23 protein-coding genes and 1 tRNA gene are annotated in these 24620 nt (G+C 57.9%); 8 read left to right on the top strand and 16 right to left on the bottom strand.

The window, feature by feature from the left end:
* Positions 1 to 62 precede the first annotated feature (62 nt).
* From ACR0AA_RS06900 to ACR0AA_RS06880, 5 genes are all read right to left on the bottom strand, one after another.
* Entirely contained in the window at positions 63 to 1154 is a 1092-nt protein-coding gene (locus tag ACR0AA_RS06900) for an extracellular solute-binding protein (protein WP_480755711.1), read from the bottom strand.
* 114 nt (positions 1155 to 1268) lie between these two features.
* The gene (locus tag ACR0AA_RS06895; RefSeq protein ID WP_480661433.1) at positions 1269 to 2360 is read right to left on the bottom strand and encodes an ABC transporter ATP-binding protein; all 1092 of its coding nucleotides are present in this window, start codon (positions 2358 to 2360) and stop codon (positions 1269 to 1271) included.
* Positions 2361 to 2508: 148 nt separating this feature from the next.
* Positions 2509 to 3216, bottom strand: a complete 708-nt coding sequence (locus ACR0AA_RS06890) for a maleate cis-trans isomerase family protein (protein WP_480661432.1) — start codon at positions 3214 to 3216, stop codon at positions 2509 to 2511.
* On the bottom strand, positions 3213 to 4358 hold the full coding sequence (locus tag ACR0AA_RS06885) for a M24 family metallopeptidase (RefSeq protein WP_480661431.1): 1146 nt from the start codon (positions 4356 to 4358) through the stop codon (positions 3213 to 3215). Before ACR0AA_RS06885 ends, ACR0AA_RS06890 begins: the two co-directional genes overlap by 4 nt.
* Positions 4355 to 5398, bottom strand: coding sequence for a pyridoxal-phosphate dependent enzyme (locus ACR0AA_RS06880; protein WP_480661921.1), 1044 nt, complete (start codon positions 5396 to 5398; stop codon positions 4355 to 4357). The genes ACR0AA_RS06885 and ACR0AA_RS06880 overlap by 4 nt, the downstream gene beginning before the upstream one ends.
* A gap of 85 nt (positions 5399 to 5483) precedes the next feature.
* On the opposite strand from ACR0AA_RS06880, the gene ACR0AA_RS06875 reads away from it, so the two are divergent.
* Positions 5484 to 6668 (top strand): M24 family metallopeptidase, encoded by a 1185-nt coding sequence (locus ACR0AA_RS06875; RefSeq protein ID WP_480661430.1) that lies wholly within the window; start codon positions 5484 to 5486, stop codon positions 6666 to 6668.
* Positions 6665 to 7822 (top strand): acetylornithine deacetylase, encoded by a 1158-nt coding sequence (gene argE / locus ACR0AA_RS06870; RefSeq protein ID WP_480755710.1) that lies wholly within the window; start codon positions 6665 to 6667, stop codon positions 7820 to 7822. Before ACR0AA_RS06875 ends, argE begins: the two co-directional genes overlap by 4 nt.
* Here argE and ACR0AA_RS06865 read toward each other — a convergent pair.
* From ACR0AA_RS06865 to ACR0AA_RS06855, 3 genes are all read right to left on the bottom strand, one after another.
* Positions 7819 to 8685 carry an urea carboxylase-associated family protein gene (locus ACR0AA_RS06865; RefSeq protein ID WP_480755709.1) on the bottom strand — a complete coding sequence of 289 codons (867 nt, stop codon included), beginning with the start codon at positions 8683 to 8685 and terminating at the stop codon, positions 7819 to 7821. The two genes, argE and ACR0AA_RS06865, sit on opposite strands and share 4 nt — an antisense overlap.
* Positions 8686 to 8791: 106 nt before the next feature.
* On the bottom strand, positions 8792 to 8974 hold the full coding sequence (locus tag ACR0AA_RS06860) for an aldehyde dehydrogenase family protein (RefSeq protein WP_480661919.1): 183 nt from the start codon (positions 8972 to 8974) through the stop codon (positions 8792 to 8794).
* Between the two features lie 89 nt (positions 8975 to 9063).
* Entirely contained in the window at positions 9064 to 9261 is a 198-nt protein-coding gene (locus tag ACR0AA_RS06855; protein WP_480661427.1) for a hypothetical protein, read from the bottom strand.
* Positions 9262 to 9998: 737 nt separating this feature from the next.
* On the opposite strand from ACR0AA_RS06855, the gene ACR0AA_RS06850 reads away from it, so the two are divergent.
* From ACR0AA_RS06850 to ACR0AA_RS06835, 4 genes are read left to right on the top strand one after another with little or no spacing between them, the layout of a single operon-like run.
* Positions 9999 to 11249 (top strand): sarcosine oxidase subunit beta family protein, encoded by a 1251-nt coding sequence (locus tag ACR0AA_RS06850; RefSeq protein WP_480661426.1) that lies wholly within the window; start codon positions 9999 to 10001, stop codon positions 11247 to 11249.
* 13 nt (positions 11250 to 11262) lie between these two features.
* Positions 11263 to 11550, top strand: coding sequence for a sarcosine oxidase subunit delta (locus ACR0AA_RS06845; protein WP_480661425.1), 288 nt, complete (start codon positions 11263 to 11265; stop codon positions 11548 to 11550).
* Positions 11547 to 14492: a sarcosine oxidase subunit alpha family protein gene (locus ACR0AA_RS06840; protein ID WP_480661424.1), complete on the top strand. Its 2946-nt coding sequence runs from the start codon at positions 11547 to 11549 to the stop codon at positions 14490 to 14492. The genes ACR0AA_RS06845 and ACR0AA_RS06840 overlap by 4 nt, the downstream gene beginning before the upstream one ends.
* Positions 14485 to 15045 (top strand): sarcosine oxidase subunit gamma, encoded by a 561-nt coding sequence (locus tag ACR0AA_RS06835; RefSeq protein ID WP_480661423.1) that lies wholly within the window; start codon positions 14485 to 14487, stop codon positions 15043 to 15045. Before ACR0AA_RS06840 ends, ACR0AA_RS06835 begins: the two co-directional genes overlap by 8 nt.
* 8 nt (positions 15046 to 15053) lie before the next feature.
* Here the strand turns inward: ACR0AA_RS06835 and ACR0AA_RS06830 are convergent, their stop codons facing one another.
* The 3 genes from ACR0AA_RS06830 to ACR0AA_RS06820 are packed head-to-tail and all read right to left on the bottom strand — an operon-like array spanning position 15054 to position 17208.
* Entirely contained in the window at positions 15054 to 16058 is a 1005-nt protein-coding gene (locus tag ACR0AA_RS06830) for a GlxA family transcriptional regulator (RefSeq protein WP_480661422.1), read from the bottom strand.
* A gap of 43 nt (positions 16059 to 16101) precedes the next feature.
* Positions 16102 to 16356, bottom strand: a complete 255-nt coding sequence (locus ACR0AA_RS06825) for a hypothetical protein (protein ID WP_480661421.1) — start codon at positions 16354 to 16356, stop codon at positions 16102 to 16104.
* Between the two features lie 3 nt (positions 16357 to 16359).
* Positions 16360 to 17208 carry an alpha/beta fold hydrolase gene (locus tag ACR0AA_RS06820; RefSeq protein WP_480755708.1) on the bottom strand — a complete coding sequence of 283 codons (849 nt, stop codon included), beginning with the start codon at positions 17206 to 17208 and terminating at the stop codon, positions 16360 to 16362.
* 106 nt (positions 17209 to 17314) lie between these two features.
* On the opposite strand from ACR0AA_RS06820, the gene ACR0AA_RS06815 reads away from it, so the two are divergent.
* On the top strand, positions 17315 to 18184 hold the full coding sequence (locus ACR0AA_RS06815; RefSeq protein WP_480661419.1) for a LysR family transcriptional regulator: 870 nt from the start codon (positions 17315 to 17317) through the stop codon (positions 18182 to 18184).
* A 20-nt stretch (positions 18185 to 18204) separates the two neighbouring features.
* On the opposite strand, the gene ACR0AA_RS06810 is transcribed toward ACR0AA_RS06815, so the two are convergent.
* Positions 18205 to 18825, bottom strand: a complete 621-nt coding sequence (locus tag ACR0AA_RS06810; RefSeq protein WP_480661418.1) for a YrbL family protein — start codon at positions 18823 to 18825, stop codon at positions 18205 to 18207.
* 243 nt (positions 18826 to 19068) lie between these two features.
* Positions 19069 to 19746: a GntR family transcriptional regulator gene (locus ACR0AA_RS06805; RefSeq protein ID WP_480661417.1), complete on the bottom strand. Its 678-nt coding sequence runs from the start codon at positions 19744 to 19746 to the stop codon at positions 19069 to 19071.
* 77 nt (positions 19747 to 19823) lie between these two features.
* Between ACR0AA_RS06805 and ACR0AA_RS06800 the strand changes: the two genes are divergently transcribed.
* Positions 19824 to 20888, top strand: coding sequence for an AbrB family transcriptional regulator (locus tag ACR0AA_RS06800; RefSeq protein WP_480661416.1), 1065 nt, complete (start codon positions 19824 to 19826; stop codon positions 20886 to 20888).
* A gap of 80 nt (positions 20889 to 20968) precedes the next feature.
* Here ACR0AA_RS06800 and ACR0AA_RS06795 read toward each other — a convergent pair.
* From ACR0AA_RS06795 to ACR0AA_RS06785, 3 genes are all read right to left on the bottom strand, one after another.
* Positions 20969 to 21058, bottom strand: a tRNA-Ser gene (locus tag ACR0AA_RS06795).
* A 90-nt stretch (positions 21059 to 21148) separates the two neighbouring features.
* Positions 21149 to 23578 carry a DUF3772 domain-containing protein gene (locus ACR0AA_RS06790; protein WP_480661415.1) on the bottom strand — a complete coding sequence of 810 codons (2430 nt, stop codon included), beginning with the start codon at positions 23576 to 23578 and terminating at the stop codon, positions 21149 to 21151.
* Positions 23578 to 24612 carry a cysteine synthase A gene (locus ACR0AA_RS06785; RefSeq protein ID WP_480661414.1) on the bottom strand — a complete coding sequence of 345 codons (1035 nt, stop codon included), beginning with the start codon at positions 24610 to 24612 and terminating at the stop codon, positions 23578 to 23580. The genes ACR0AA_RS06790 and ACR0AA_RS06785 overlap by 1 nt, the downstream gene beginning before the upstream one ends.
* Positions 24613 to 24620: the final 8 nt, after the last annotated feature.

Genomic DNA, 24620 nt, shown 5'->3' with positions numbered 1-24620 from the left:
GTCCCTTGGTCTTTGGTGGGTCGGGGCCATTGGCGGCCCCGACCTTGCGTTTCAAGGCAGGCTTATTGTGCCAGCCATGCCTGGAACTTCGCGTCGATATCGTCGCGGTAATCAGCCCAGAACTCGTAGTTGTACAGGAACGTGTTCTTGGCGTTTTCCGGATCGGTCGGCATGTGCGGTGCCATGTCGATGCCCAGTTCAGCGTGCTGACCAACCAGCGGTGCCGAAGAGGCGCGTGCCGGACCGTACGAAATGTACTTGGCCTGATCCGCCAGACGCTGCGTGTCAGTTGCGAACATGATGTAGTCCAGCGCGCGCTGCTGACGCTCTTCGCTCAGACCGGCAGGAATGATCCAGCCGTCCAGATCGAACACCTGCGCGTCCCACAGCATGGCTACGGGCTGCTTCTGCTCTTCAATCACGCTGAACAGACGTCCGTTGTAGGTCGAACCCATGATGACTTCGCCATCGGCAAGCAGCTGCGGCGTGTCGGCCCCTGCAGACCACCAAACAACGCTGTCCTTGATGGTGTCCAGCTTGGCCAGCGCCTGATCCTGCCCTTCCGGAGTGGCCAGAACGTCATATACGTCGTCCTTAGCAACACCGTCGCACAGCAGAGCCCATTCCATGTTGTTGATCGGGCGTTTTTCCAGCGAACGTTTGCCCGGATAGTTTTCCAAGTCGAACACTGCGCAAATCTCGGTCGGAGGGTTGTCGCCAACCAGATCGGTGCGATAGCCGAAAGTGGTCGAATACACGATCTGCGGAATAAAGCAGTCGCTGACCAGCAGATCGCCGAAATCCTCGGACGCGGGCGTTCCATCCGGTGCCGCAGCCAGTTGAGTGTCGAAATCGATCTCAAGCGCCAAACCTTCGTCGCACAGGCGGATCGCATCTGCAGCAACAACGTCAACCACATCCCAAGTGATGTTGCCAGCTTCGTTCATGGCCCGCAGCTTGGCAACCGCTTCGTTCGAGCTGTCGTCATTCAAGATGGTGACGCCGGTCTTTTCCGAATATGGCTCGTGATAGGCTTTCAACTGCGATTTGGAGTATGCGCCGCCCCACGAGACGATTGTCATCTCTTCGGCCATCGCGCCACCGGCAACCGCGGCAACCGCACTCGCCATCAGAGTGGTTTTGGTAACTTTCATAGTTAACTCCCTGTTATACCCGTTAATTTTAACTTTGAAGATCGGATCACGGGGCAACCCGACCGTCTGATTGTCCCGCGTGCCCGGGCGGACTGCGCGGGAATTTTCTCGGTCTCAGGCGTCCAGCGCGCGACAGTCCTGCGCTAGCCAGCCGATTTCGACTTCTTGCCCCGGTGATAGCCTGACAGCGTCCGGAGCGTTTCGCGTCTTGATGATGAAGTCGTCATTGCCCGCGACCGACAGGCGGAAGCGGAATACATCGCCCATATAGATGAACTCTTTCACCATTGCCTTCAGCGTATGCGCATCCGCGTGCAGGCGATCCTTGTTGAACTCAACCCGTTCGGGCCGGATCGACACTTTGGTCCGCTCACCAGCCGCGTGAACATTGACCGGCTTGGCGTCAATTTCGGATCCATCGTCCAGCGCCACAACACAGGTGTCACCGTCAATCGACTTAACCACACCCTCCAACGTGTTGTTTTCGCCAATAAACTGCGCGACAAAGCTGTTTTCCGGTTCTTCGTACAGCATATCCGGTGGCGCGAGCTGCTGAATGCGCCCGTCATCGAACACCGCCACCCGATCGGACATCGTCAGAGCTTCGGTCTGGTCATGCGTCACGTATACAGTCGTTATACCCAAATCGTGCGCCAGACGCGTGATTTCAAACTGCATATGTTCGCGCAATTGCTTGTCGAGCGCTCCAAGGGGTTCGTCCATCAGAACCAGCTCGGGTTCGAATACCAGTGCGCGGGCTAGCGCGATCCGCTGTTGCTGACCGCCCGACAACTGCGCCGGTCGGCGACTGCCAAAGGCCCCCATCTGAACCATGTCCAGCGCGCGCCGAACTTTCTCTTCCCGCTCGTCCTTGCCGATTTTCCGCACTTCCAATGGGAAGGACAGGTTCTCGGCCACCGTCATGTGCGGGAACAAGGCATAGTTTTGAAAAACCATGCCAATGCCGCGTTTATGCGGAGGGATGTTATTGATTGGACGCCCGTCCAACATGATCTCGCCATGAGTGGCTGTTTCAAATCCTGCCAGCATCATCAGGCAGGTCGTTTTACCCGACCCCGAGGGCCCAAGCATTGTAAGAAACTCTCCCTTCGGCATCGAAAGGTTGAGGTCTTTTACAACGAGGATCTCACCATCATATGATTTTTGGACATGCTGAAACTCGACGAACGCTGCGTCATTTGACATTTACCGATTTGTCTCCCTGTGCGGCCCTTGGTTGCCCGGTTCATCCGGATCTCAAAGACCTGTCCGTTCTATTTAAGGACATGCAGGGCGCAGCACGCAACCAAAATATGTCACTCATGCAACGATTGTGTTTCATGCCGCGTATTATTCAGTCACAATTCAACTTACGCATGTGCCACGCAAGGCTTTGATTGCTGGACAGAACCGGTTTCTGCAACCGTTCCTGCACCTCGGAAAGAACATCAAAAGTTCTTAAATTTGTGCAGCTTATAAAGACAGCCTCAACTGAATTATCCCGACCAAGATTCATTGCCGCGTCGACCACGGACTGCCGGGAAATTCGGGCAACCATGGCCTCTTCCGCCTCGCCGAATGTTCCGAAAACATCCATCGAAATGCCGTTTCGAGCAAAGGCTTCCCGTAAGGGATCGTTCACTTCCTCTATGTAAGGAGACAATAGTGCGAACTTTCTAACACCAAGGTCATGAGCACAGGCAGACGCCGCCCGCAAAGGGTTTGTGACAATCGCGGCATCGCAGGTCTGTTGAACCATTCTTTCAACCTGCTCGGACCCGATGACCGAGCTGGCGGAGGTGCAGCCATACCCCACAACCCGGTAAGGCCTTGTCTTGGGCAGAAGGTCCGCCGCAGCCGGCAGTGCCTTTTCCATTTCCGCCAAAGTGTCGGTCGTGACTTTTTTACCGCTGGGAATTCTGGACACGTAAATCGGGCAGGTCCGGTCCGAAAAATACGCGGAGAATTCGGGCTCCAGCGTTTCGTCGGTCTGCAAAACGATCAACCCCATCGGGGATGCTGTCAGGTCGTCGGCATCAATTGAATAAGTTAAGCGCGTCATAACTCGGGCAACTCCGGACCTGCGCGGGGGCTGATAAAGCGGGGTGCCCCCTCGGTGATGACGATGTTTTCTTCATGAACGAGGATCTTCCCGCCCACAGCGATCCCCGGTTCGAGGGTCAGAACCATACCGGGTTCCAGCACCGTGTGATCAGTTGGTATCAATGACGGCCATTCCGTCAGTGACATGCCCAGACCATGCCCCAGTCGCCCTGCCCCGGTATCGGCATCGTGGCGCGAAAGGACCGCGTTCATTGCATGAAACAGATCGGCGGCAGTCGCACCCGGGCGGGCGATATCAAATGCGGCGTCCGAAGCCTCGATCAGTGCTGAGTGTGCGCTCCGGACGTACGCACTGGCCGGACCGATCGACCAGTTGCGGTCGTAATCGCTGAAATACCCGTCCCAGACCAAACCGGTGTCCAGCATCAGAACGTCACCTTGCTGTAGCTGCGTATCGGCTGCCGGGGAAATCACATCGGTGTAACCACCCTGTTCCGCACCGCCGGCAAGGTAAGGCACCCAGTCCGCGCCTTCCTCAAGACACAACATCTGGAACCGGCGGAATACTGTATCCAGCGCGACACCCTCACCAGCAATTTCGGGAACGCGATGAAATGCGCGCCCAGCAATGGAACAGGCCGTTTCGATTTTGGTGATTTCAGCTGGAGATTTGACCATGCGAAGGGTTCGTAATATCCCTTCATCACCGCACAGATCGCGCTTACCGATCGCCTCCTGCAAACGCCGAAAATCCGCCAATGGCATCCGGACATGTGTTTCATGTCCGTCGGGCAAACCGATTTTGCCGTGCGTTGGAGCAACCTCGCGCAGGGCATCGGCCAATAGGCTGACGCCATCGTCCGTCAAATCCGGAGCCGCCCAGGTCCGGATGTCGTCGATCCAGGTTTCTGCCATAAGCGCGGCCCCGATCGACGGGATCACGGCGATTGGCTTGCCGCTGGCGGGTACGATCAGGTACCAAGGGCGTGTCGGACTTTCCCAGAAACGGGTCAGGTAACCAGTGAAATATCGGATTTCGGGTTCCGTGGTCAGTAACAACGCCGACAGACCAACGTCGCGCATCATGCTCTGTGCCCGTTCCGTTCGCATGGTGAATTCTAAAGCGTCGAACCCCCTCATTCAGCGACCTCGGAGAGAATGCACAAAACCCGCGCCTCCGGGTCAATTCGCAAAGCGGCGCGCACATCGGCGTTCATGACGGCAGCGACGCCTGCCCCTCCGGACGCCGTTGTGGCAATGCCCGCATTCGCCATGACCGGTAGTGCGCTCGCGACTTCATCATCGCTCAGCGTCAGGAAACGGTCCGCGTCTCGCGCCAGGCCGTTCAATGCGATCAGCGATGGTTCCTTGCAGTCCAGACGCCCCATGATGCTGTCGGGACCATCCGCGAAGACGCAAGCGCCGGCTTCAATACTTGCCTGCAGCGCGGGAGCTGCATCGGGTTCAACCACGATGATCTGAGGCTCATCCCCCCAAACCGTGCGCGCATAAGCAGCAAACGCTCCGGCCATACCGCCAACGCCGGCCTGCAGCATGATATGTGTTGGAGTTTCCGGACATTGCTCGGCAGCTTCAGCGGCCATCTTCAGATAACCCTCCATCAGCGTGTGCGGCAGTTCATAGTACCCCTCCCACGAACTGTCTGACAGCAAGATCCATCCGTTATCCTGCGCGGCCTGGCTGGCGGCATCCATACTTGCGGCGTAGTCCGCGCCGCTGCGCACAACCTCAGCACCTTGCGCCCGAAGGCGGTCAGCAAAACTCTCCGGTACGGTTTCCGCAATATAAACAACGGCTTTTGCGCCGAACTTCTTTGCACCCGCCGCGACGCTCAAGCCATGGTTGCCTGCACTTGCGGTCACGTATGTACGGCCGGACAGAGTGGTGTCATCCGGTATCTTAGCCAGATCTGCAGCGTGTCTGGCAATGACATACGCCGCCCCCAACGCCTTGAAAGACCCCAGATTCATCCGACCACGTTCGTCCTTGATCCAAAGGTCCGCGATCTCGGCCAGCCCGTCGACCCGAACCAAAGGGGTTTCGTCCGCTGACAAACAACGCGCAATCAACTCTGAGGCGCGCGCGACATTGGTCGAAGGAAACGGAGCGCTGTCGATCAGCTTTTCACCGCCGCGATAGGGGTTGGATGAGATTTTCAAATTGGTGTCTTCCCTGTGATGCCCATTGACGTGAACGTATTCGTCAAGTTCTGTCAACAGAACTCGCCCCAGACAGGAGCCCACAATGCCTCATGCTGATCCGGCCTTCGGCCGTGCCGAGTACGACCGGAGATTGGCCAAGACGCGCGCTGCCATGTCTGCCGCAGGACTGGACGCGATGTTTGTCGAGGATCCATCGAACATCGCCTGGCTGACCGGATATGAAGGCTGGTCATTCTACGTGCACCAGGGGGTTCTGATTCTACACAACGCCGACCCGATCTGGTGGGGGAGGAATCAGGATGCCAACGGCGCGCGCAGAACGGTTTGGATGCTGGACGATCGCATCCATGGCTATGCGGACGAGTATGTGCAATCGACGGTTCGCCACCCGATGCAGGACCTTGCAACACTGATTGCAGAATTAGGTTTGGCAAAAGGCCGCATCGGCGTTGAACTGGACAATTACTATTATTCGGCCAAGGCGCATCTGACACTGCTGGCGGAACTCCCCGAGGCGGAGTTGATCGATGCAAACGCGTTGGTGAATTGGCAGCGCGCAGTGAAATCTGACGAAGAAATCGCTCTGATGCGTAAGGCCGCTCGGATTTCCGAGCATGTGATCGACGGTGTTCTGGATCGCATAGAACCGGGCATGCGCAAGAATGACCTCGTCGCGCAAATCTACCATGACGCAATCACCGGGGTTGGTGATGATTGGGGCGATTACGCGGCCATCGTTCCCCTGCTCCCGTCCGGTGCTGACGCTGCTGCCCCACACCTGACGTGGGATGGCGCGCCGTTCAAATCAGGTGAATGCACGTTCTTCGAGCTATCTGGCTGCTATCGCCGGTATCACACACCGTTCTGCCGGTCCGTGTTTTTGGGTGATCCGCCCGATCATCTACGTCGGGCCGAAGCTGCGTTGGTCGAAGGGCTCGAGGCCGGTCTGGACGCCGCCCGCGCCGGCAATCAGGCGCGCGATATTGCGTCGGCGCTGGCTGCTCCTCTTGAACGGGCCGGGATCGAACGGGGTGCGCGGTGCGGCTATCCGGTTGGCCTCAGTTATCCGCCGGACTGGGGTGAACGCACGATTTCCCTACGCCCCGAAGATGAAACTGTTCTGGAGCCCGGCATGACATTTCACTTCATGCCCGGCCTCTGGATGGACGATTGGGGCCTTGAAATCACCGAGTCGATCCTGATCACTGAAACCGGGCCTGCCGAGTGTTTCTGCAACCGGCCCAGAAAGCTGTTCGTAAAGCCATGAGTGTACAAAGGTCCAAAGAAATACTCACTGACCTGATCGCCTTTGAAACGGTGTCGGCGGACTCGAATCTGGACATGATCAGTTATCTGACCCAACGGCTGGAAGCGCTGGGTGCGCGCTGCATCGAAACCCGTGACGTGACTGGCGCAAAGGCCAACGTGTTTGCCACGTTTGGACCGGACATGCCGGGCGGCATCCTTTTGTCGGGCCATACGGATGTGGTTCCCGTGGCCGATCAGGACTGGACCTCTGATCCGTTTCAGATGGCCGAGCGTGACGGCAAGCTCTACGGCCGGGGTACTTGCGACATGAAGGGGTTTATCGCAGCCGCACTGGCCTTTGGCGAAACTTTGGATGCCGGCAAACTGACCCAACCGTTGCACTTTGCCTTTACCTATGACGAAGAAGTCGGCTGCCTTGGCGCGCAAACCCTCATCAACGATCTGTCCGAGCGTGGCATTGTCCCAGACATCGCCATCATCGGCGAACCGACCGAAATGCGGGTGATCGAGGGGCACAAGGGCTGCTTTGAATACACGACGCGGTTCACAGGTTTGGAGGGTCACAGCTCGGCCCCCGATGACGGCGTGAATGCTGCGGAATACGCCGCGCGCTATATCGGAAAACTGCTGGAGCTGCGCCATATCCTCAAGTCGCGAGCGCCAACCGAAAGCCGGTTCGAGCCGCCCTGGACTACAGTCAACATCGGAAAAATCTCTGGCGGTGTTGCGCACAATGTCATCGCCAGCAAGGCAGAGGTCGCGTGGGAGATGCGCCCCGTGCAGGCCAGCGATGCGGACCTCGTCAAAAGTACGCTCGCCGACTACGTCGAGCATTCTCTGTTGCCCGCGATGCAGGCGGTTCACAGCGAATCGAGCATCACGCAAGAAGCCGTCGCCGAGGTCGAAGGCCTTGAACCCATGGAGGAAAACGCGGCCCGTGATCTGGTTGCAGAACTGACGGGCGCAAATGGAACCGGTGTTGTCGCCTTTGCGACCGAAGCCGGGCTTTTCCAGAAACTGGGCGTGCACGCGATCGTGTGCGGACCGGGCTCAATCGTACAGGCGCACAAGGCGGACGAATTTCTGGAAATCGAACAGTTGGACCTGTGCTGCCGAATGCTGAACCGGCTGGGACGCCGCCTGATGGGCTAGGTGCTTCCGTGCGAACGGTCGTACTTTGACCGATCCGGTTGCACATGAGCGGCGCGTGCGTCTGCGCCCGGGTCATAAACCTCCATCAACAGCGGATAGCATGCTGCCGCGTCCGAGGAATGCTCCGACGAACAATCCCCGCCGGGACACGCCGATAGCCCGACAATCAGGTCGATTTCGGCATAGAACTCAAGGTAATCTCCGGGCCGAACCGGGCTAGCCTTCATGAAATAGTGGCCGGTGTCACGCGTGAACCCGGTGCACATGAACACGTTCAGAACATCATGCACCAGCATTTCCGCTTCGTGCAACGGCAAGTCGCAGTGACTTGCCAATGCGCGTGTCAGGTTCGAATGGCAGCAGTAGTGATAATCATCCCCCGAGAGCAGACGTCCGGTATACGGATCACACCGTGTCCCGATCACGTCATGGACTGAGCCGCCATAGGCATCAAACCCATACCAGTCCAACGTATCTGCAACGATAGTCGCCATGGGCCGCATGTTCGGGAAACTCGACCACATTCGGTCACCGGTCGACAAGTGCGTGCCATGCAATGCGCGGGTTTTGCCAGAGTAAAACCGCTCAGTCAGGTCATGTTTGTTCCACATGTTCAGGTCGCCGACCTGCGGGCCATCCACCGAAACCACTCGGACAAAAGCACCAGCCGGAACCTCGATACACACCGCATCGCGGGGCGCCGCGGTGGCTTCCGCAGTCTTGGTCGCGCCCTCGCGAAGCACTTGCAAAGCGGCCAGATCGGCCTGCTTCAGTGTGTCTGGCGGATAGCAGATAACCGGCGTGATCGCTTTGCGTTCCGACGCATCTTGCGGCGGCGGGAAGATTGGTTTTGCAAGTTTCATAAGCGCCTCCCTTCCCGGCCTAAAGCCCTGCTTTTGCGAATCTCTAGCGCATTACGAAAGGGTTCGCCATCGGCTCATGCGCCGTGCTGATCCAGGTCGTCTTGGTTCAGGTGTAATCCAGTATCGCCTCGCCCCCAGCCCCGCGACTATATCCGGAATGATTGAACCCGCCAAACGGTGCGATCAGAGAGATCGCGCGAGAGGTGCTCACCCAGCAGATTTCGGCTCTGATCCGTTGGGACACACGATGCGCTCGTGTCAGGTTTTGAGTGAATACCCCGACCCCCAGCCCGTATGGCTTGATGTTGGCCGGAGTGATGGCCTCTTATTCGGTGTCGAATGGCAGTAACGACATCACCGGCCCGAACAATTCGATTTTCAGCGTTTCTGTCCGGGACGACGTACGTCGACCAGAGTTGGAATCATGTAGCTATTGGGACGATCAGCAATTTCTCCGACAAATTGAAATACGGCAGCCTGCCCCTGTCCCTGCGCCTTGCTCAGGGTATCTTCGATCTTTCGAGCCTGCGCCACGTCCTCATCGTCTTTTCCGACAAAGGTTTGATGCAGCAGCATGATCTTTGGACGAGGTCCAGGGCAGATGTCCCACGCCTCATTGAACAACCCATAAGGGTTTCGATCTCTTCCATGCCCAGCCACAGCGGCGTGACCTGGATATTGAACCCATTATGAACACCGAACTCATGGTTGTTTGGGTCACGTGCGGCGATCCAGATCGGCGGACCACCATCCTGACGAGGTTTAGTGGCCGAAGTCGCAGAGGGGAAAGCACAAAACTCACCTTCGCGGGCTTCAACGACATAGCGGATCATCATGTGGCAGATACCCGCGCTTGAGTTGCTGCAAAGCGCTGCCTCGCCTTATCTGACAGAAGAACGCGCGGAACGTCACTGTGGCGCCTCAACCAGTGTCATTGAATGCGTGATCTCTCCGGCCTTGCCTCACCTTCAGGTTCAGCACCTAGAGATGTCAGTTCTTTCGTCAGTACGACCTGGCCAGATGAGCACTTTGAGCTTCGGGCAGATGTCTAAATTCGGTTCAGGTCAGAAAAAACAGATCGGGCTGAATGCCGGCTAGGTTGAGCGTATGCCCGAGGTCTCCGCGCCCGCCACCGAGGGGTATTTTCTTGCCTCGCAAGGCGCGACACCCGAGGAAGGCGCATTCTTTTCATGGGTTTTGCAATAGATCCCAGAAACTGTGCAGGAAAGGGTCTGATTCAGACATACCGATGTCGCATCTGAGGATATCGCACTGCACCAAAATAGTGAATTCTGGCAAAAAAGGTCCGATTCATGCGATATTCCGGCTTCCGAGTCATCAAAGAGGCGCTTACCGGCCACAAGGGGTGGAAACCGGTCTGGCGCGACCCTGAACCCAAGGCCCACTACGACATCATCGTCATTGGCGGTGGAGGTCATGGGTTAGCAACTGCCCACTACCTTTCCAGGGTCTACGGCCAGCGCAACGTTGCCGTTGTCGAAAAAGGCTGGATCGGCGGCGGCAATGTCGGGCGGAACACCACCATCGTTCGCTCGAACTACATGCTGGACGGGAACGAGCCGTTCTACGAATTCTCCATGAAGCTGTGGGAAGGGTTGGAACAAGACCTGAACTACAACGCCATGATGAGTCAGCGCGGGATCATCAATCTGTTCCATACGGACGGTCAACGCGACGCCTACACCCGGCGCGGTAACGCGATGATCCTCAACGGTGCAGATGCCGAGCTGTTGGATGCCGATCAAGTTCGCAAGGAACATCCCTATCTGAACTTTGACGACGCCCGTTTTCCAATCAAAGGCGGTTTGGTTCAACGACGCGCAGGAACCGCACGCCACGACGCGGTCGCGTGGGGCTTTGCCCGATCCGCGGACAGCCACGGCGTCGACATCATCCAGAATTGCGAAGTCACTGGCCTGCGGATCGAAAATGGAAAATGCTTGGGCGTTGAAACGTCGAAAGGCTTTATCGGTGCCAACAAAGTCGGCTGTGCTGTTGCGGGCAACTCTGGCCGGGTGATGGGCATGGCGGGAATGCGTCTGCCCATTGAAAGCCACGTTCTGCAGGCGTTTGTGTCCGAAGGTCTGAAACCTGTCTTGCCCAGCGTCATCACCTTTGGCGCCGGTCATTTCTATGTCAGCCAATCCGACAAGGGTGGTCTGGTCTTTGGGGGCGATATCGACGGCTACAACACGTATGCCCAACGAGGGAACCTGCCCGTGGTTGAAGACGTGTGCGAAGGCGGCGTTGCCCTGATGCCGATGATCGGCCGCGCGCGCCTGCTGCGCATGTGGGGCGGTGTCATGGACATGTCGATGGACGGCTCGCCGATCATCGACCGCACCCCGGTCGAAGGCCTCTATTTCAATGGCGGTTGGTGCTATGGCGGGTTCAAGGCAACCCCGGCCTCGGGCCATTGCTTTGCCCATTTGCTGGCAAAAGATGAACCGCATCCAGTTGCCACCGCCTATCGTCTCGACCGGTTCCGCACGGGCCGGATGATCGACGAAAAAGGCGTGGGCAACCAGCCCAACCTGCACTGAGGGGAGCACAAAAATGATTATCAACCATCCCCTTCTGGGCCCGCGCGACGCCTCGGAGTTCACCTATCTGGGTGACGCGTCACTGATCGACCGCCCGGACTGGCAGGACGAAAACGCGGCTGAGGCTTTTTATGACTATGGCTATCTGCGCGACAATCCCGCAGGCAAGCATCAGGAGTTGTGGTTTCACGAGGCGGGCGACCGGTCCTGGCTGGTCGTGACCCGCGACACCACCACACACGAGATATCCAAGGTAGAACTGGCCCGCGACGTGGCCCGCGCGCGGGGGCGATCCAAATGACGCAAAACAACCGATTGAACGGCGGCCAGATCGACCGCAACACCACAGTGAACTTCCGGTTTGATAACCGCAGCTATACCGCACATCCCGGCGATACGCTGGCCTCGGCCCTACTGGCCAATAACGTGCGGCTGATCGGACGCTCGTTCAAGTACCACCGCCCGCGTGGGCTTCTGACTGCGGGCTCCGAAGAGCCCAACGGCATCGTGGAACTGCGCACCGGTGCCCGCAAAGAACCCAACACCCGCGCCACGACGATTGAGATGTTTGACGGGCTGGAGGCGCATTCGCAGAATCGTTGGCCCAGCCTGAAATTCGACGCCATGGCGGTGAACGACCTGTTCTCGAATTTCCTGTCCGCCGGATTCTACTACAAGACCTTCATGTGGCCCGCTGCCTTTTGGGAAAAGGTCTACGAGCCGATCATCCGTCGCGCTGCGGGCCTTGGTTCATTGTCGATGGAGGCTGATCCTGACGAGTATAACAAAGGCTTCCGCCATTGTGACCTGCTGATCATCGGTGCCGGACCATCGGGGTTGATGGCGGCTCTTACAGCCGGTCGTGCCGGTGCGGATGTCATTCTGGCAGACGAGGACTTCAAATTTGGCGGGCGCTTGAACAGCGAGACATTCTCGGTTGGCGATCAAAGCGCCCCCGACTGGGCCGCACAAGCCGTGGCGGAGCTATCCGCCATGCCGAATGTTCGCTTGATGACCAGAACAACCGTCATCGGCGCATTCGATCACGGCATCTATGGTGCCGTTGAACGGACCGGAGACCACTTGGCCACCCTGCCCGCAGGAAAGCCACGCCAAATCCTGTGGCGCATCTATACCAAGAAGGCGTTGCTCTGCGCTGGCGCAACCGAACGGCCCATTGCGTTCGAGAACAACGACCGTCCCGGCATCATGATGGCAAGCGCGCTGCGGACCTATTCCAACCGGTTTGCGGTGACGGCCTCTCAGCGTGTGGCGATCTTTACCAACAACGACGACGGTCACCGCACGGCCGCCGATCTGCATGCCAAGGGCGTTCACATCAGCGCCGTTATCGATGTGCGCAAGGATGCCCCGACCAGCTATGACTACGAGGTCCTGAGTGGCGCGCAAGTCATTGATACCAAGGGGCGTCTTGGGTTGACCTTTGTCGAAGTTGCCCTGCCCGACGGCTCGATCCGTACGCTGGATTGCGGCGCGCTGGGCGTTTCCGGGGGGTGGAACCCGAACGTTCACCTGACCTGCCATCAACGAGGACGACCGGTTTGGAATGAGGATCTGGACGCGTTTGCACCGGGGTCAAATCTGCCAGTGGGCATGTCCGTCGCGGGCGCTGCGAATGGGGTGATGTCGACCCATGGCGCATTGCAGTCCGGTGTAAGCGGTGCAGTTGAGGCTCTGGAGCTGTCCAATGCTCTGCCCGACCTGCCCGCAGCCGAAGACGCCCCGGTCTCGCAAAAGCCGTTCTGGTATGTCGAAGGCTGCAAGCGCGCATGGCTGGATCAGCAGAACGACGTGACTGTCAAAGACGTCAAACTCAGCTATCAGGAAGGTTTCCGGTCGGTTGAACACCTGAAACGCTATACCACGCTGGGCATGGCGACCGATCAGGGCAAAACCTCGAACATCTCAGCTCTGGCGATCATGGCCGAGGTGGCCGGGAAATCCATTCCCGAGACCGGCACCACCATCTTCCGCCCGCCCTACACTCCCGTCCCGATTGCCACCTTTGCCGGCCGGATGAAGGGACAGGAGTTCCATCCCACACGTCTGACGCCTTCGCATTACTGGGCCAAGGAACGTGGAGCCGTTTTTGTCGAAGTCGGCAATTGGTTGCGCGCGCAGTGGTTCCCCCTGCCCGGCGAAACCCATTGGCGCGAGTCCGTTGATCGCGAAGTCCGTCAGACCCGCGCGTCCGTCGGTGTTTGCGACTGTACGACACTGGGCAAAATCGACGTTCAGGGCACGGATGCGGCGGCCTTTCTCAACCGGGTTTACGCCAACGGTTTCGCAAAGCTCGCCATCGGTAAAACCCGCTATGGACTGATGCTGCGTGAAGACGGCATGGTGATGGATGATGGTACGGCGGCACGTCTGGCCGAGGACCATTTTGTTGTCACGACCACCACGGCAAATGCTGTAAGTGTCTATCGTCACATGGAATTCGTGCGCCAATGTCTGTTCCCGGACATGGACGTGCAGCTGATCTCGACCACCGAGGCCTGGGCGCAATACGCTGTCGCGGGTCCCAACTCGCGCAAGTTGCTGCAAAAAATCGTCGATCCGGAGTTCGATATCTCGAACGAGGCGTTTCCGTTTATGGCCTGTGGTAACATCACCGTCTGCGGCGGGTTGCGCGCGCGGCTGTTCCGGATCTCGTTCTCGGGAGAGTTGGCATTCGAAATCGCGGTGCCCTCACGCTATGGCGATGCCATGATGCGGCGTTTGATGGCCGAAGGTGAAGAGTTTGACGTTGTCCCCTATGGCACCGAAGCGCTGGGCGTTATGCGGATCGAAAAAGGTCACGCAGCCGGTAACGAGCTGAATGGTACAACGACTGCGTTGAACCTTGGCATGGGCAAGATGGTGTCAAAGAAAAAAGACAGCATCGGCTCGACCCTGTCAGAGCGTGAGGCGTTGAACGAACCGGACGTTCTGAAACTGGTCGGGATCAAACCGGTATCACCGGAAGAGAAGATCACTGCCGGCGGCCATCTGATGAACACCGACGGACCGGTCGATGCGGCACATGATCAGGGATATGTCACCTCGGCTGCGTATTCGCCCATTCTGAACAGTAACATCGGGCTGGGGCTGCTGAAGAACGGCTCTGATCGTCTGGGCGAGAAGATGCGCCTAGTTTCCCCTCTGACCGACCTGACTATCGACGTCGAAATCGTGTCGGCCCATTTCGTTGATCCCGAAGGAGAGCGTCTGCGTGCCTGATCTAATTGCAATAACCGCATTGGGCGGAACTGAACCCCGCGTCGACGCTGTTGGCGGTGTCATTTGTACGGAATACCCGGGCGTCGCCCTCGCCTCGGTCGCGGCCCGCCTGGGACAGGAAGCCGCTGCCCGAACGGCCCTTTCTGATCTGATCAAAGTACCTACGCCTGATGTTGGTCGGCTTGCCGGTGAAACAGTGAAAGCCTTCTGGGCAAGCCCGGATCAATGGATGATCGAAGCACCGTTCGAAACGCACGAAAACATCGCGGATCAGGTGAAGGCCGCTGTGGGCGACACCGCGTCCGTGACAGAGCAAACGGATGGGTGGACCCGGTTTGACCTGAGTGGCGACAAGATTTCCGCCGTGTTGGAATTGATGTGCATGCTTGATCTGCGCAAGATCGACACGGGCAGCGCATCAAGGTGTTCGATCCACCACATCGGCTGCTTTGTCCTTTGCCGCTCACCTGAGTTGTTCAGCATCTACGGCCCGCGATCATCAGCCGGGTCGCTGCACCACGCGATCGTCACGGCCATGCGGTCAGCGCTTTAGGTCAACACTCAGACCGACGGCAGCGGCGCATTATCCTCGACCCGGAACCGGTTGATTCGACGGCGATCTTCGCTGGGGCTCAACCCGAAGGCCGAGCGGTAATGCGTCACCAAAGGTGCAACGGACCCGTAACCGATCGCAGCTGCAATCTCTGCGATCGGGTCCTTGGTATAAACCACCATCTGCCGCGCCGCCTTCATGCGCATGGCGCGATAGTAGTGGCTGGGGCTCTGGCCTGTGGCCTGTTTGAACGCCCGCTCGACCTGTCGCGGTGTCACGCCTATCTGCAGAGCAACATCCGCAATCGAGATCGGCTCGCTCATTTGCCCGGCAAACAGCTCGACACAACGCGCGACCAGCGGCGGAAGGCTGTCACCAGTGTCCGGCGCGGTGGCAGCAGGTACCTGCTGACGGACCCCCGCTCCACGCATCATCGGATGCTGGAACCAACACGCGACTTCGTGGGCCACGTCACCACCCAGCCGCTCCTCGATCAGGTGCAGGGCCAGATCGAACCCGGCTGCAGCACCAGCCGCAGTGTAACGGGTGGCCGCTTTGACGATCACCTCGCTGCGGGCATCAATCTCGGGGAACTCGGCCAGGAATGCCGCCTCGTAACACCAATGCACCGAAACCGGGTGGCCATTCATCAACCCGGAGCGAACCAACGGAAATACGCCGCCGCTGATCCCGCCCAAAACGGTGCCGTGTCGCCCAAGGTTGCGCAATGCACCATTGCCGACATTTGCATTATCGAAGCCCGAAGTCGGGCTGCTAAGCAGGAACAGAATGTCCGCGTTTCTGCATTCGGCAAGAGGCCGTTCGGCCTCGAACCGGACTCCAGCGCTGGATCGGACCTTTTGCCCGTGCTCGGACACCAATGACCAGCAGAACGCCTCCTGCCCCGCGATCTCATTGGCCGCCCGCAAGGGTTCGATCACCGAAGTGAGGCAAGCCATGGGAAATCCGTCAAACAGCAAAAAGACGATTTCGATTCTGTTTTCCTTACGCATAGGGCTGTCCTAGCAGGATTTCCGCGCCAGCCCTATGCGAAGTTCATGCCCAACGGACCAACCCGATTATTGCTGAGGTCGCGTAAAACCCTTGCAGCAAGAGGAACGTCCAGCGGCGATCGATAACCGCCCAAGCGGCAAACAGCGCCGAGGACAGCAGCAGTAAGGTAAAGCCCAACAATTCGGCCCCTATGTTCGAGGCGATCAGCAAGGCGTAGGCCATCGCCAAAACCGATCCGGTGATCTCGAACACGGTTGTCAGGTTACGTCGGTTGGGGGATTCAATTCGGTTGGTCATACCTCAACCCTTTCGCTTTAGAAAATCGACCAGCAACGCCGAGATCCGCTCGGGTTGATCCTCCATCGCGAAGTGGCCGCAGTCTTCCAACACGTGCAGTTCCGATCCGGGGATCGCTGCGTGCAGCTTGTGCGCCCAGTCCACTACTTGCCACGCATCGTCAGCGCCCCAAATCAACTGAACCGGCAGCGCGCCAAGTTCGCCGTAGCGCGGGGCAACATCATTGGTGTGATCCGGGGCGTAATGCCGGACCTGATGTTGAAACAGACTGCCCTGCCCAATCGGGCCACTAATGAAATCGAGGTAAGTTTCCAAAGACGTGTCCGCCAGCCGCTGCTTGTTCTGAACCGCCGAATACAACCAGTCCCGAAAATGCGCGCGATGATCGGCGTCCGAAGCCTTGATCAGCGACTCAAGCCCGGCCTGCATCTGCTGGTGCGTCCGTTCAGACGGCCAGCTGTCAAAACTGACGACATCGATCATGGTCAGGGACCGCACGCGCTGCGGCGATTGAAGCGCGAAACGCTGCGCCACACCGCCGCCGATGTCATGAGCGATAATGTGCAGATCATCCACGCCCCACAGGTCCAGCACCCCCTCAAGGATCGGTACCTGACCTGTCACCGACGTATCGACCTCCGGGTCCGAAGGTCGTTCGGACAGTCCATAGCCCAACAAATCGAACACAAGGACCCTATAACCCGCTGCCGTCAGTTCGGGCACGACGTTGCGCCAGATGAAGGACGAGGACGGCGTACCATGGATCAGAACGACGGGGTCTCCGTCACCGAAGGTTCCAATTGCAATGCGCGTGCCGTTGATCAGCGCGTGGTCTTTTACGAGGTGTTCCATGTCCAAGCTCCGCAATTTTGACTTTTCCTGTCAGTAGCCCAGCGTTACAATGTGACACAAATGAATGATTGGCATGTTCTGATCTTGATTTGTCATGGAGAAAAATATGGCCGAACGGTTGGAAATTGATGCGTTGCGTGCCCTTCTGGCCATCGCAAGCCATGGCGGAGTGACCCGCGCTGCCGAACATCTTGCACTGTCACAGTCGGCCGTGAGCCACAAAATCAGGCGGTTGGAACAAGCTTTAGACTGCGATCTGCTAGCGCGCCGTGCGGGAGCCCCGTTGTTTACTGATGCAGGCTTGCGCCTGTGCGACTACGCCCGCCGGATATGCGAACTGCACGACGAGGCGCTTGCTGGGTTGGGCAAGAAACCCATGGCAGGAGCCATTCGCCTCGGCATGACCGAGGACACTACCACCAGCGGCATCGCCCGCATTTTGGGTCGTTTCACCCGGTTATACCCAGACGTTCAGGTCCGCACGCGCACCAGCCAAAGCCTGAATGTCCAAAAGTGGCTGAAAGCCGGTGAACTTGATGTGGCCGTGATGCAGATCTTTCTTCGAGACGTCCTGCCGGACGATCTGATCTTGTTCGAGGACTCGCTGCATTGGGTCAAATCGCCGGATTTTCAGATGAAGCTGTCAGCGCCCGTTCCATTTCTTTCCTTCGACAGCCAATGCTTCTATCGGAAGTGGGGATTTGGCTTGCAGGGGCACAGGTTCGACAACGTTTTGGAATGCCCCAGCGCCGCCGGCATCCAATCCGCGGTGCGCTCAGGCTTGGGGGTCGCTTTGCTGAACGGGATACATGTCACGCCGGACATGGAGATGATCGACGGAGTCTTCCCTGCCCCTCCGACTATCGCATATGTCGCACGCATGCATGTCAAACGTCGAAACCCCGCCGCAATGGCGTTGATCCGCGAAGTCGGTCGAGAGGTCAACAGCACCAACCCCCTAAAGGCCGCCAGCTGAACCTGGCGGCTTGTGCGCCTTCAACCCAAAGCGAATTCCTTGGCCATGCGCGCCCGACGGCGCTGGATCGACTGACGGAAAGCCCAATCGGAAAATAGGGTGAGTGGTATCAAAACCCTTTCACCTACACCATCTATGACAACCAGCTTCCCGCTCCGCTCTTCCGCGCGAACGATATTGTCAAAGCTCAGGTCGCCAACAATGATCCGACCTCGTTCCAGGTCATCCATCAGTTCCAGAAACTCACTGTGCAGCTGCTTGCTCTTTTCCGGGTCGTTGAGCGCCGCCACACGTTCGGACTCAAGCGTCGGAGCCAGATCGCCATCAGGACCGGTAAGTTTTTCCACGATCAGCGCCGGGCCCAACGATGTGGCTGCGTATCCCATAAAATGCGCCAGCCGTTCAATTTCGGGACATTTGCGGTTTAACGCGGCCAGATACTCATTCGCTTCGCGGTTCCACTGGCGCAGATTGCCATATCGCCTTTCCGCAAAGCGCGGAACGGCATGATGGCGAACCGGCTCATCCACCCTGACCTTCAACAGCGCACAATCAATGGCCGGATGCTGGAAAATCCGGTAATTGCGGCTTGCGCGCAAAGGCTGAAAATCGCTCAGGTCGATCATGTCGTTTTTCTTCATGTGGTCAGACACTTGCCCCAGAAACAGCATTAGGTTTCAAATTGATAGATTTAATTTATCTTATTTGTTTTGGTAAACAACCTGCCGAGCGGAAAAATGAGCCCAGGACAAATTCAATAGGCGCATGTGCTCCTAATTGTGCGGCGAATTATGGCCGAAGTGCCAAGCCAATCGTCAATAAGTCCCGAGGCGGCGGATCCGGACTGCCGGATCTGCTAAAGTCCGAAAGATCCGCCCTTTTGATCATGTCTCGTCAATACCCCGATCACGTTCCTGCAATGCGCGAATACGCATTCGCTGGGCCGCGTGAATATGGGCGCGCATTGCCTGCTCTGCGGCAGCACCGTCCCGGGATTTCAAGGCTTCCATAACGGCGCGATGTTCGTCCACGGCTGCCTCGGCACGGTCGCTATCCAACAATTGAGACGGCCCCAGAATCAACAGCGCTTTTTGCAGCGACAGCATGGATTTGGAAAGGAAACGGTTCTTGGCCGCATCTAGCAATGTGGCGTGAAACACCCGGTTTATCCGCGCGGCCTCGGGGCCGGTGCCCGCTTCGGCCAGACGATCGTTCAGCGCGTTCAGCTCATCCAGCTCAACATCTGATGCCGCACGTGCCGCCAGTCTGGCCGCAGTGCCTTCGAGCACCGCGCGCATCTCATAAAGTTCCATGACTTCGGCATAACCAAGGCTGCGGACCGTCGCGCCCAGCCTGGGGATATGCGTCACCAACCCGTCGGCTTCAAGTTGCCGGATAGCCTCGCGCACCGGCGTTCGACTGACGCCAAGCCGTTCGGAAAGTTCGATTTCCCGCAGCCTGTCACCTGGCATCAATGTGCCTTCACGGACTTCATCCAGCAATCGCTGATAGGCCGAATTGCCCTGTGGACCGGGCTGCGTCGTCTCATCTTGAGTTTTCATCGTTCTCAATATTGCAAATCTCCTCGTCTTGTATACAATTGGATACACACGCGAGTCAACGGAAATGGAAGCCGTCTTTGTCCTCCCGAAACCCCATTCGAACTGCCCTGAGGCGGAAGTCGCTGACATTCGCGCTGGCCATTTTGGGAACGGCAATTTTCTGGGCGTTGAGCCTGCCCTTGCCGTTTCTGTTCGGCCCAATGTCTGCGTGTCTGATCGCGGCACTTTCGCATGCGCCGTTGCAGGGATTTGGACAGATCTCAATCGCTGCCAGAACCATCCTTGGCGTCGCTGTCGGTGCTTCGATCACACCAAGTCTGTTTGCCGAGCTGCCCAAGATGGCGGCGTCAATCATGCTGATCCCCTTCTTTATCATTCTGATTGCATTGGTCGGCGTACCGTTCTTCCGCAAAGTCTGGGGGTTTGACGACAAGACGGCGTTTTATGCGGCCATGCCGGGCGGATTGCAGGACATGATCATCTTTGGCACCGAGGCAGGCGCCAATCCACGTACACTATCCCTGATCCACGGAACACGGGTTCTGATCATCGTGACGCTGGCGCCCTTGTTCCTGACGGTGTTTTACGACGCCGAATTGACCAACCCGGTTGGTGAACCTGCCTCTGCCCTGCCCCTGCATGAGCTGCTGCTGATGGTTGTCGCGGCCATTGTAGGTTGGAAAGGCGGAGAGAAAATCGGGCTTTTCGGTGCCTCGATCCTTGGACCAATGATCTTGACGGCCGCGCTGTCGCTCGGAGATTTCATTCATACCCGACCTCCGCGGGAAGCGATCCTGTTGGCGCAGTTCTTCATCGGGTGCGAAATCGGCGTCAAATTTGTCGGCGTCACGTGGCCGGAACTCAGGCGTGTTGTCGCGGCGGGCGTGGCTTATGTTGTCGTTTTGGCCGTATTGGCCGCTGGATTTACGGCGGTGGTCACCACCCTCGGATTCGGGCGGCCGGTCGAAGCCTTTCTGGCGTTCGCGCCGGGCGGTCAGGCTGAAATGACGGTTTTGGCCATCGTGTCAGGTGCCGATCTGGGATTCGTTATCACCCACCATCTGACGCGCATCGTTCTGGTGATCATTGGCGCGCCAATCGTGGCCAATCTACTTCTGCGCTGGTCCAAGTCACGGGAATAGTCGTCCGCTCCACGATCATTCACGCAACAGCGCTGCTACCAAAAGCCAGCAGGCAGAAAACTAGAAAATTCTGGTGTGGGTGGCGGAGAGACAGGGATTCGAACCCTGGAGACGGTTTCCCGCCTACACACTTTCCAGGCGTGCGCCTTCGACCACTCGGCCACCTCTCCGTGCCGGCGATATTTGGACTATCGCCGGGGGATTTGCAAGGCCCGATTAGAGTGAAAATTCACCCCCAATCAAAAGCCTCGCAAACGGGGTCAGACCTCGTCACCGTCACCATCAGCCAAATCAGCCTCGGTCATCTCGACCGGCTCTGATGATGGATTCGCAGATGGCGAATCGTCGGTGCCCTTGCCGGGTTGGGTTTTGCTCGATTGTAGTGTCTCAGGATTGCGCAACCAGACATCGCGTTGGGCAAACGGGATCTCGATCCCTTCTTCGACAAAGCGGCGGTTGATCTCGTGGTTCATGTCGGACTTCACCGACAGAACCCAATTCACGTCCCGCAGAATGGCGCGAATTTCAAAGTCCAGCGAATCTGCACCGAAGCCTTGGAACACGACGCTGGGTGCCGGATTCGCCAGAACCATCGGGTGTGCATTTGCTATCTCGCCCAGGATTTTCTCCACCATCCGGGTATCGGTGCCATAGGCCACGCCCACTGGGACAATGACTCGCCCAATCGTGTTTCCGCGCGTGTAATTGGTGACCACACCGCTGATCAGGTCCGAGTTGGGAACGATCACGTCGGTTCGGTCAAACGTCTCGATCCGTGTGGACCGGACGGAGATATCACGGACATAGCCCATCATCCCGTTCACATCGATCCAGTCGCCCTTCGAGATCGGGCGCTCGACCAGAAGAATGATGCCGGACACGAAATTCGACACGATGGTCTGCAGACCAAAGCCGATACCAACCGACAAGGCACCTGCGACGATCGCCAGTGACGACAGGTTGAAACCGGCAATCGTGATTGCCACCAAAGCCGCGATGAAAATACCGACATACCCGGTACCTGCCACAATCGCGTTCTGTCCGCCCGGATCAATGCTGGTCTTCGGAAGCAGCGAATTTCGCAATCCGCTTTGCAACATCCGCGTCAGGCCGTAGCCGACAGCGAAAATGGCAAGGAAAGTAAAGAAATTGGTGGGCGAGATCGTCACACCGCCGATGTCAAAACCCTGCAGCAGGCGCGACCAGACCTCTTGCAGATCGGTTTTTCGCGCCCCCCAGTACAGGGCGAGGATCGGCATGGCCAGAATAGCCATGGCGAAACCGATGAGCACCGAAAACAGTGAGTCCTTCGCCTTATCGCCCTGCCCGCTGAGCCATCCGTAAACGGATGTCAGGAAGCGTTGGACAATTACCAACGCCGCAATCAGGACCAGCGACCTAACGGCGGGGAAAACAATGGCTTCGGCTGCGTTCGTATAGCCCAGAATCGCCAGGATCGGGCTGGCGATACCAAGGAAGAACAAGGCCCGGCGAATGAACTCGACCAGTTGGCTGAACCCGGCGGCGCGCGCCGTTGCGGATGGTTCGTCCGCGTCGACCGGGATATCCACACTTCTGACCCGGCGAACACGCAACAAAAGCAGCGCGGTGGCGATAATGACCGGAAAGGCGACGACGGCACGCGTTGCGTCCGAGATATTCTCGATCTGTTCGAACAGATTCACCAGTTCATGCAGGATCAGGAAGGCTGCCAACAAGTCGAGGTAAACACGCAGTTCAGTTACTTTCTGCCGGGACAGCTTTTGGAATCCCTGTGCCTCTTGCAGCACATAAACCTGCCGGCCGATCCAGTCGTAATAGAGAATAATCGCGGCCCAGTACGGAACGTTCTCCATAAGCAGCGTACCACGCAGCCCCAGAACTCCGGTCAGAACGATGGCTTCGACCAGCAACCAGACCCCCAGCCAGGGCAACAGAATACGCAGCAAAGAGGTCAGGAACGACCAGACACCGCTTCCCTGCCCGCCCAAGCCCCGCAGGTATTCGCCGGCGGCTTCCGACCAACGCTTGCCAAAAAACAGCAAAATGCCAGCAACGACGACCAGAAACAGAATACCCAAACCGCGGTCGCGCAACCGCTCATGCACTACGTCGGTTTTCAGATTTCGGTGCGCCTCGTTAAACAGAGACCGCGCGGCTTCGTTTACGTCCACCCAGGCCGGACCCCAATGGATCGGGTTCAATGGGGATGGACCACGCTCTAACAACTCTTTTGTCTGGCGATCACGAAGCAGCTGATCGATCTCGAAAATCAGGCCATTGGCTCGGCTGAATGCCTCTTCCGATATAATTCTCGGGACAGCCAGGCTATTGAGCTGCTCATCCAGGTGTTTGCGAAGAGTGGCAATATCCTCGGGCTCGGTCGCGTCGCCTTCCGGTTCGGGTCCAAGCGCCTTGATCTGGTTTTCCAGCGTCTGGATACGTTCGGTGTTCAAGCCGCGCGCTTTGTTGAAATCTTCCCTGTAATCATTGATTTCAGCCCGCAAGTTCTCGAGCGATGCATTCGAGGCGCGATTGGCCTCGATAACCGTCTCGGCCCGGTTCGCCGTTTTAACCCACCCTTGGTAGTACTCGCTTTGTCGGTCAGTAAGCTGGGCAGCCACAGGGCCGCCCAGTATGGCAAAACATACTGCGATCAGAGTTACGAACAGGCGAGCCTGCCGCAGCATCATACGTCCTCGAACACGCCGGGAATGCTTCGCGGGGCCTCGGTCATCCAGTCGGGAACCGGCAGTTCTTTTTCCCGCAGGAACTCGGGGTTGAACAGCTTGGACTGATAGCGGGTGCCGTAGTCGCACAGGATGGTCACAATGGTGTGGCCCGGCCCCAGATCCTTGGCCAGACGCACCGCGCCCGCCATGTTGATCGCCGTCGAACCGCCCATGACCAGACCTTCTTCGCGCAGCAGGTCGAAGATGTAAGGAAGCGCCTCGTTGTCCGTCATCTGGTAGGCGAAATCCGGTTTGAACCCTTCCAGATTTTTGGTGATGCGCACCTGACCGATACCTTCCGCGATCGAGCCGCCCTCCATCGCGATCTCTCCGGTGGTGTAGTACGAGTACAGCCCCGCCCCCATCGGATCGACCAGACCAATCTTGACACCCTTGGGCTGCAATGCATCGGCCACACCAGCCAGCGTTCCGCCCGAACCAACGGCACAAACGAAACCGTCAACCTTTCCATCGGTCTGTTCCCAGATTTCGGGACCGGTGGTTTCAACATGCGCCTGACGGTTGGCAACGTTATCGAACTGGTTTGCCCAAATCGCGCCATTGGGTTCGGTCTGTGCCAGTTCCTCGGCCAGACGACGCGAGTAATGCACAAAGTTGTTGGGGTTGCGATAAGGCGCGGCCGGTACCTGTACCAGCTGGGCGCCAGCCAACCGCAGCATGTCCTTTTTCTCTTCGGACTGCGTTTCCGGAATGACGATGACGGTCTTGAATCCCATGGATGCACCGACCAGTGCCAGACCGATGCCAGTGTTGCCTGCCGTACCCTCGACAATGGTGCCGCCTGGTTTCAGGTCTCCACGCGCAATCGCATCGCGAATGATGTAGAGCGCAGCACGATCCTTGACCGATTGGCCCGGGTTCATGAATTCGGCCTTGCCGAGAATTTCGCACCCGGTCTCTTCACTGATGCGACGCAGCCGGATCAACGGTGTTTTTCCTACTGCGTCGGCAAGGTCTCGTGCAATGCGCATGGCGCCCT

This window comes from Ruegeria sp. CE8 (genome assembly GCF_056537465.1).
This window is presented reverse-complemented; position numbering and strand designations above follow the sequence as displayed.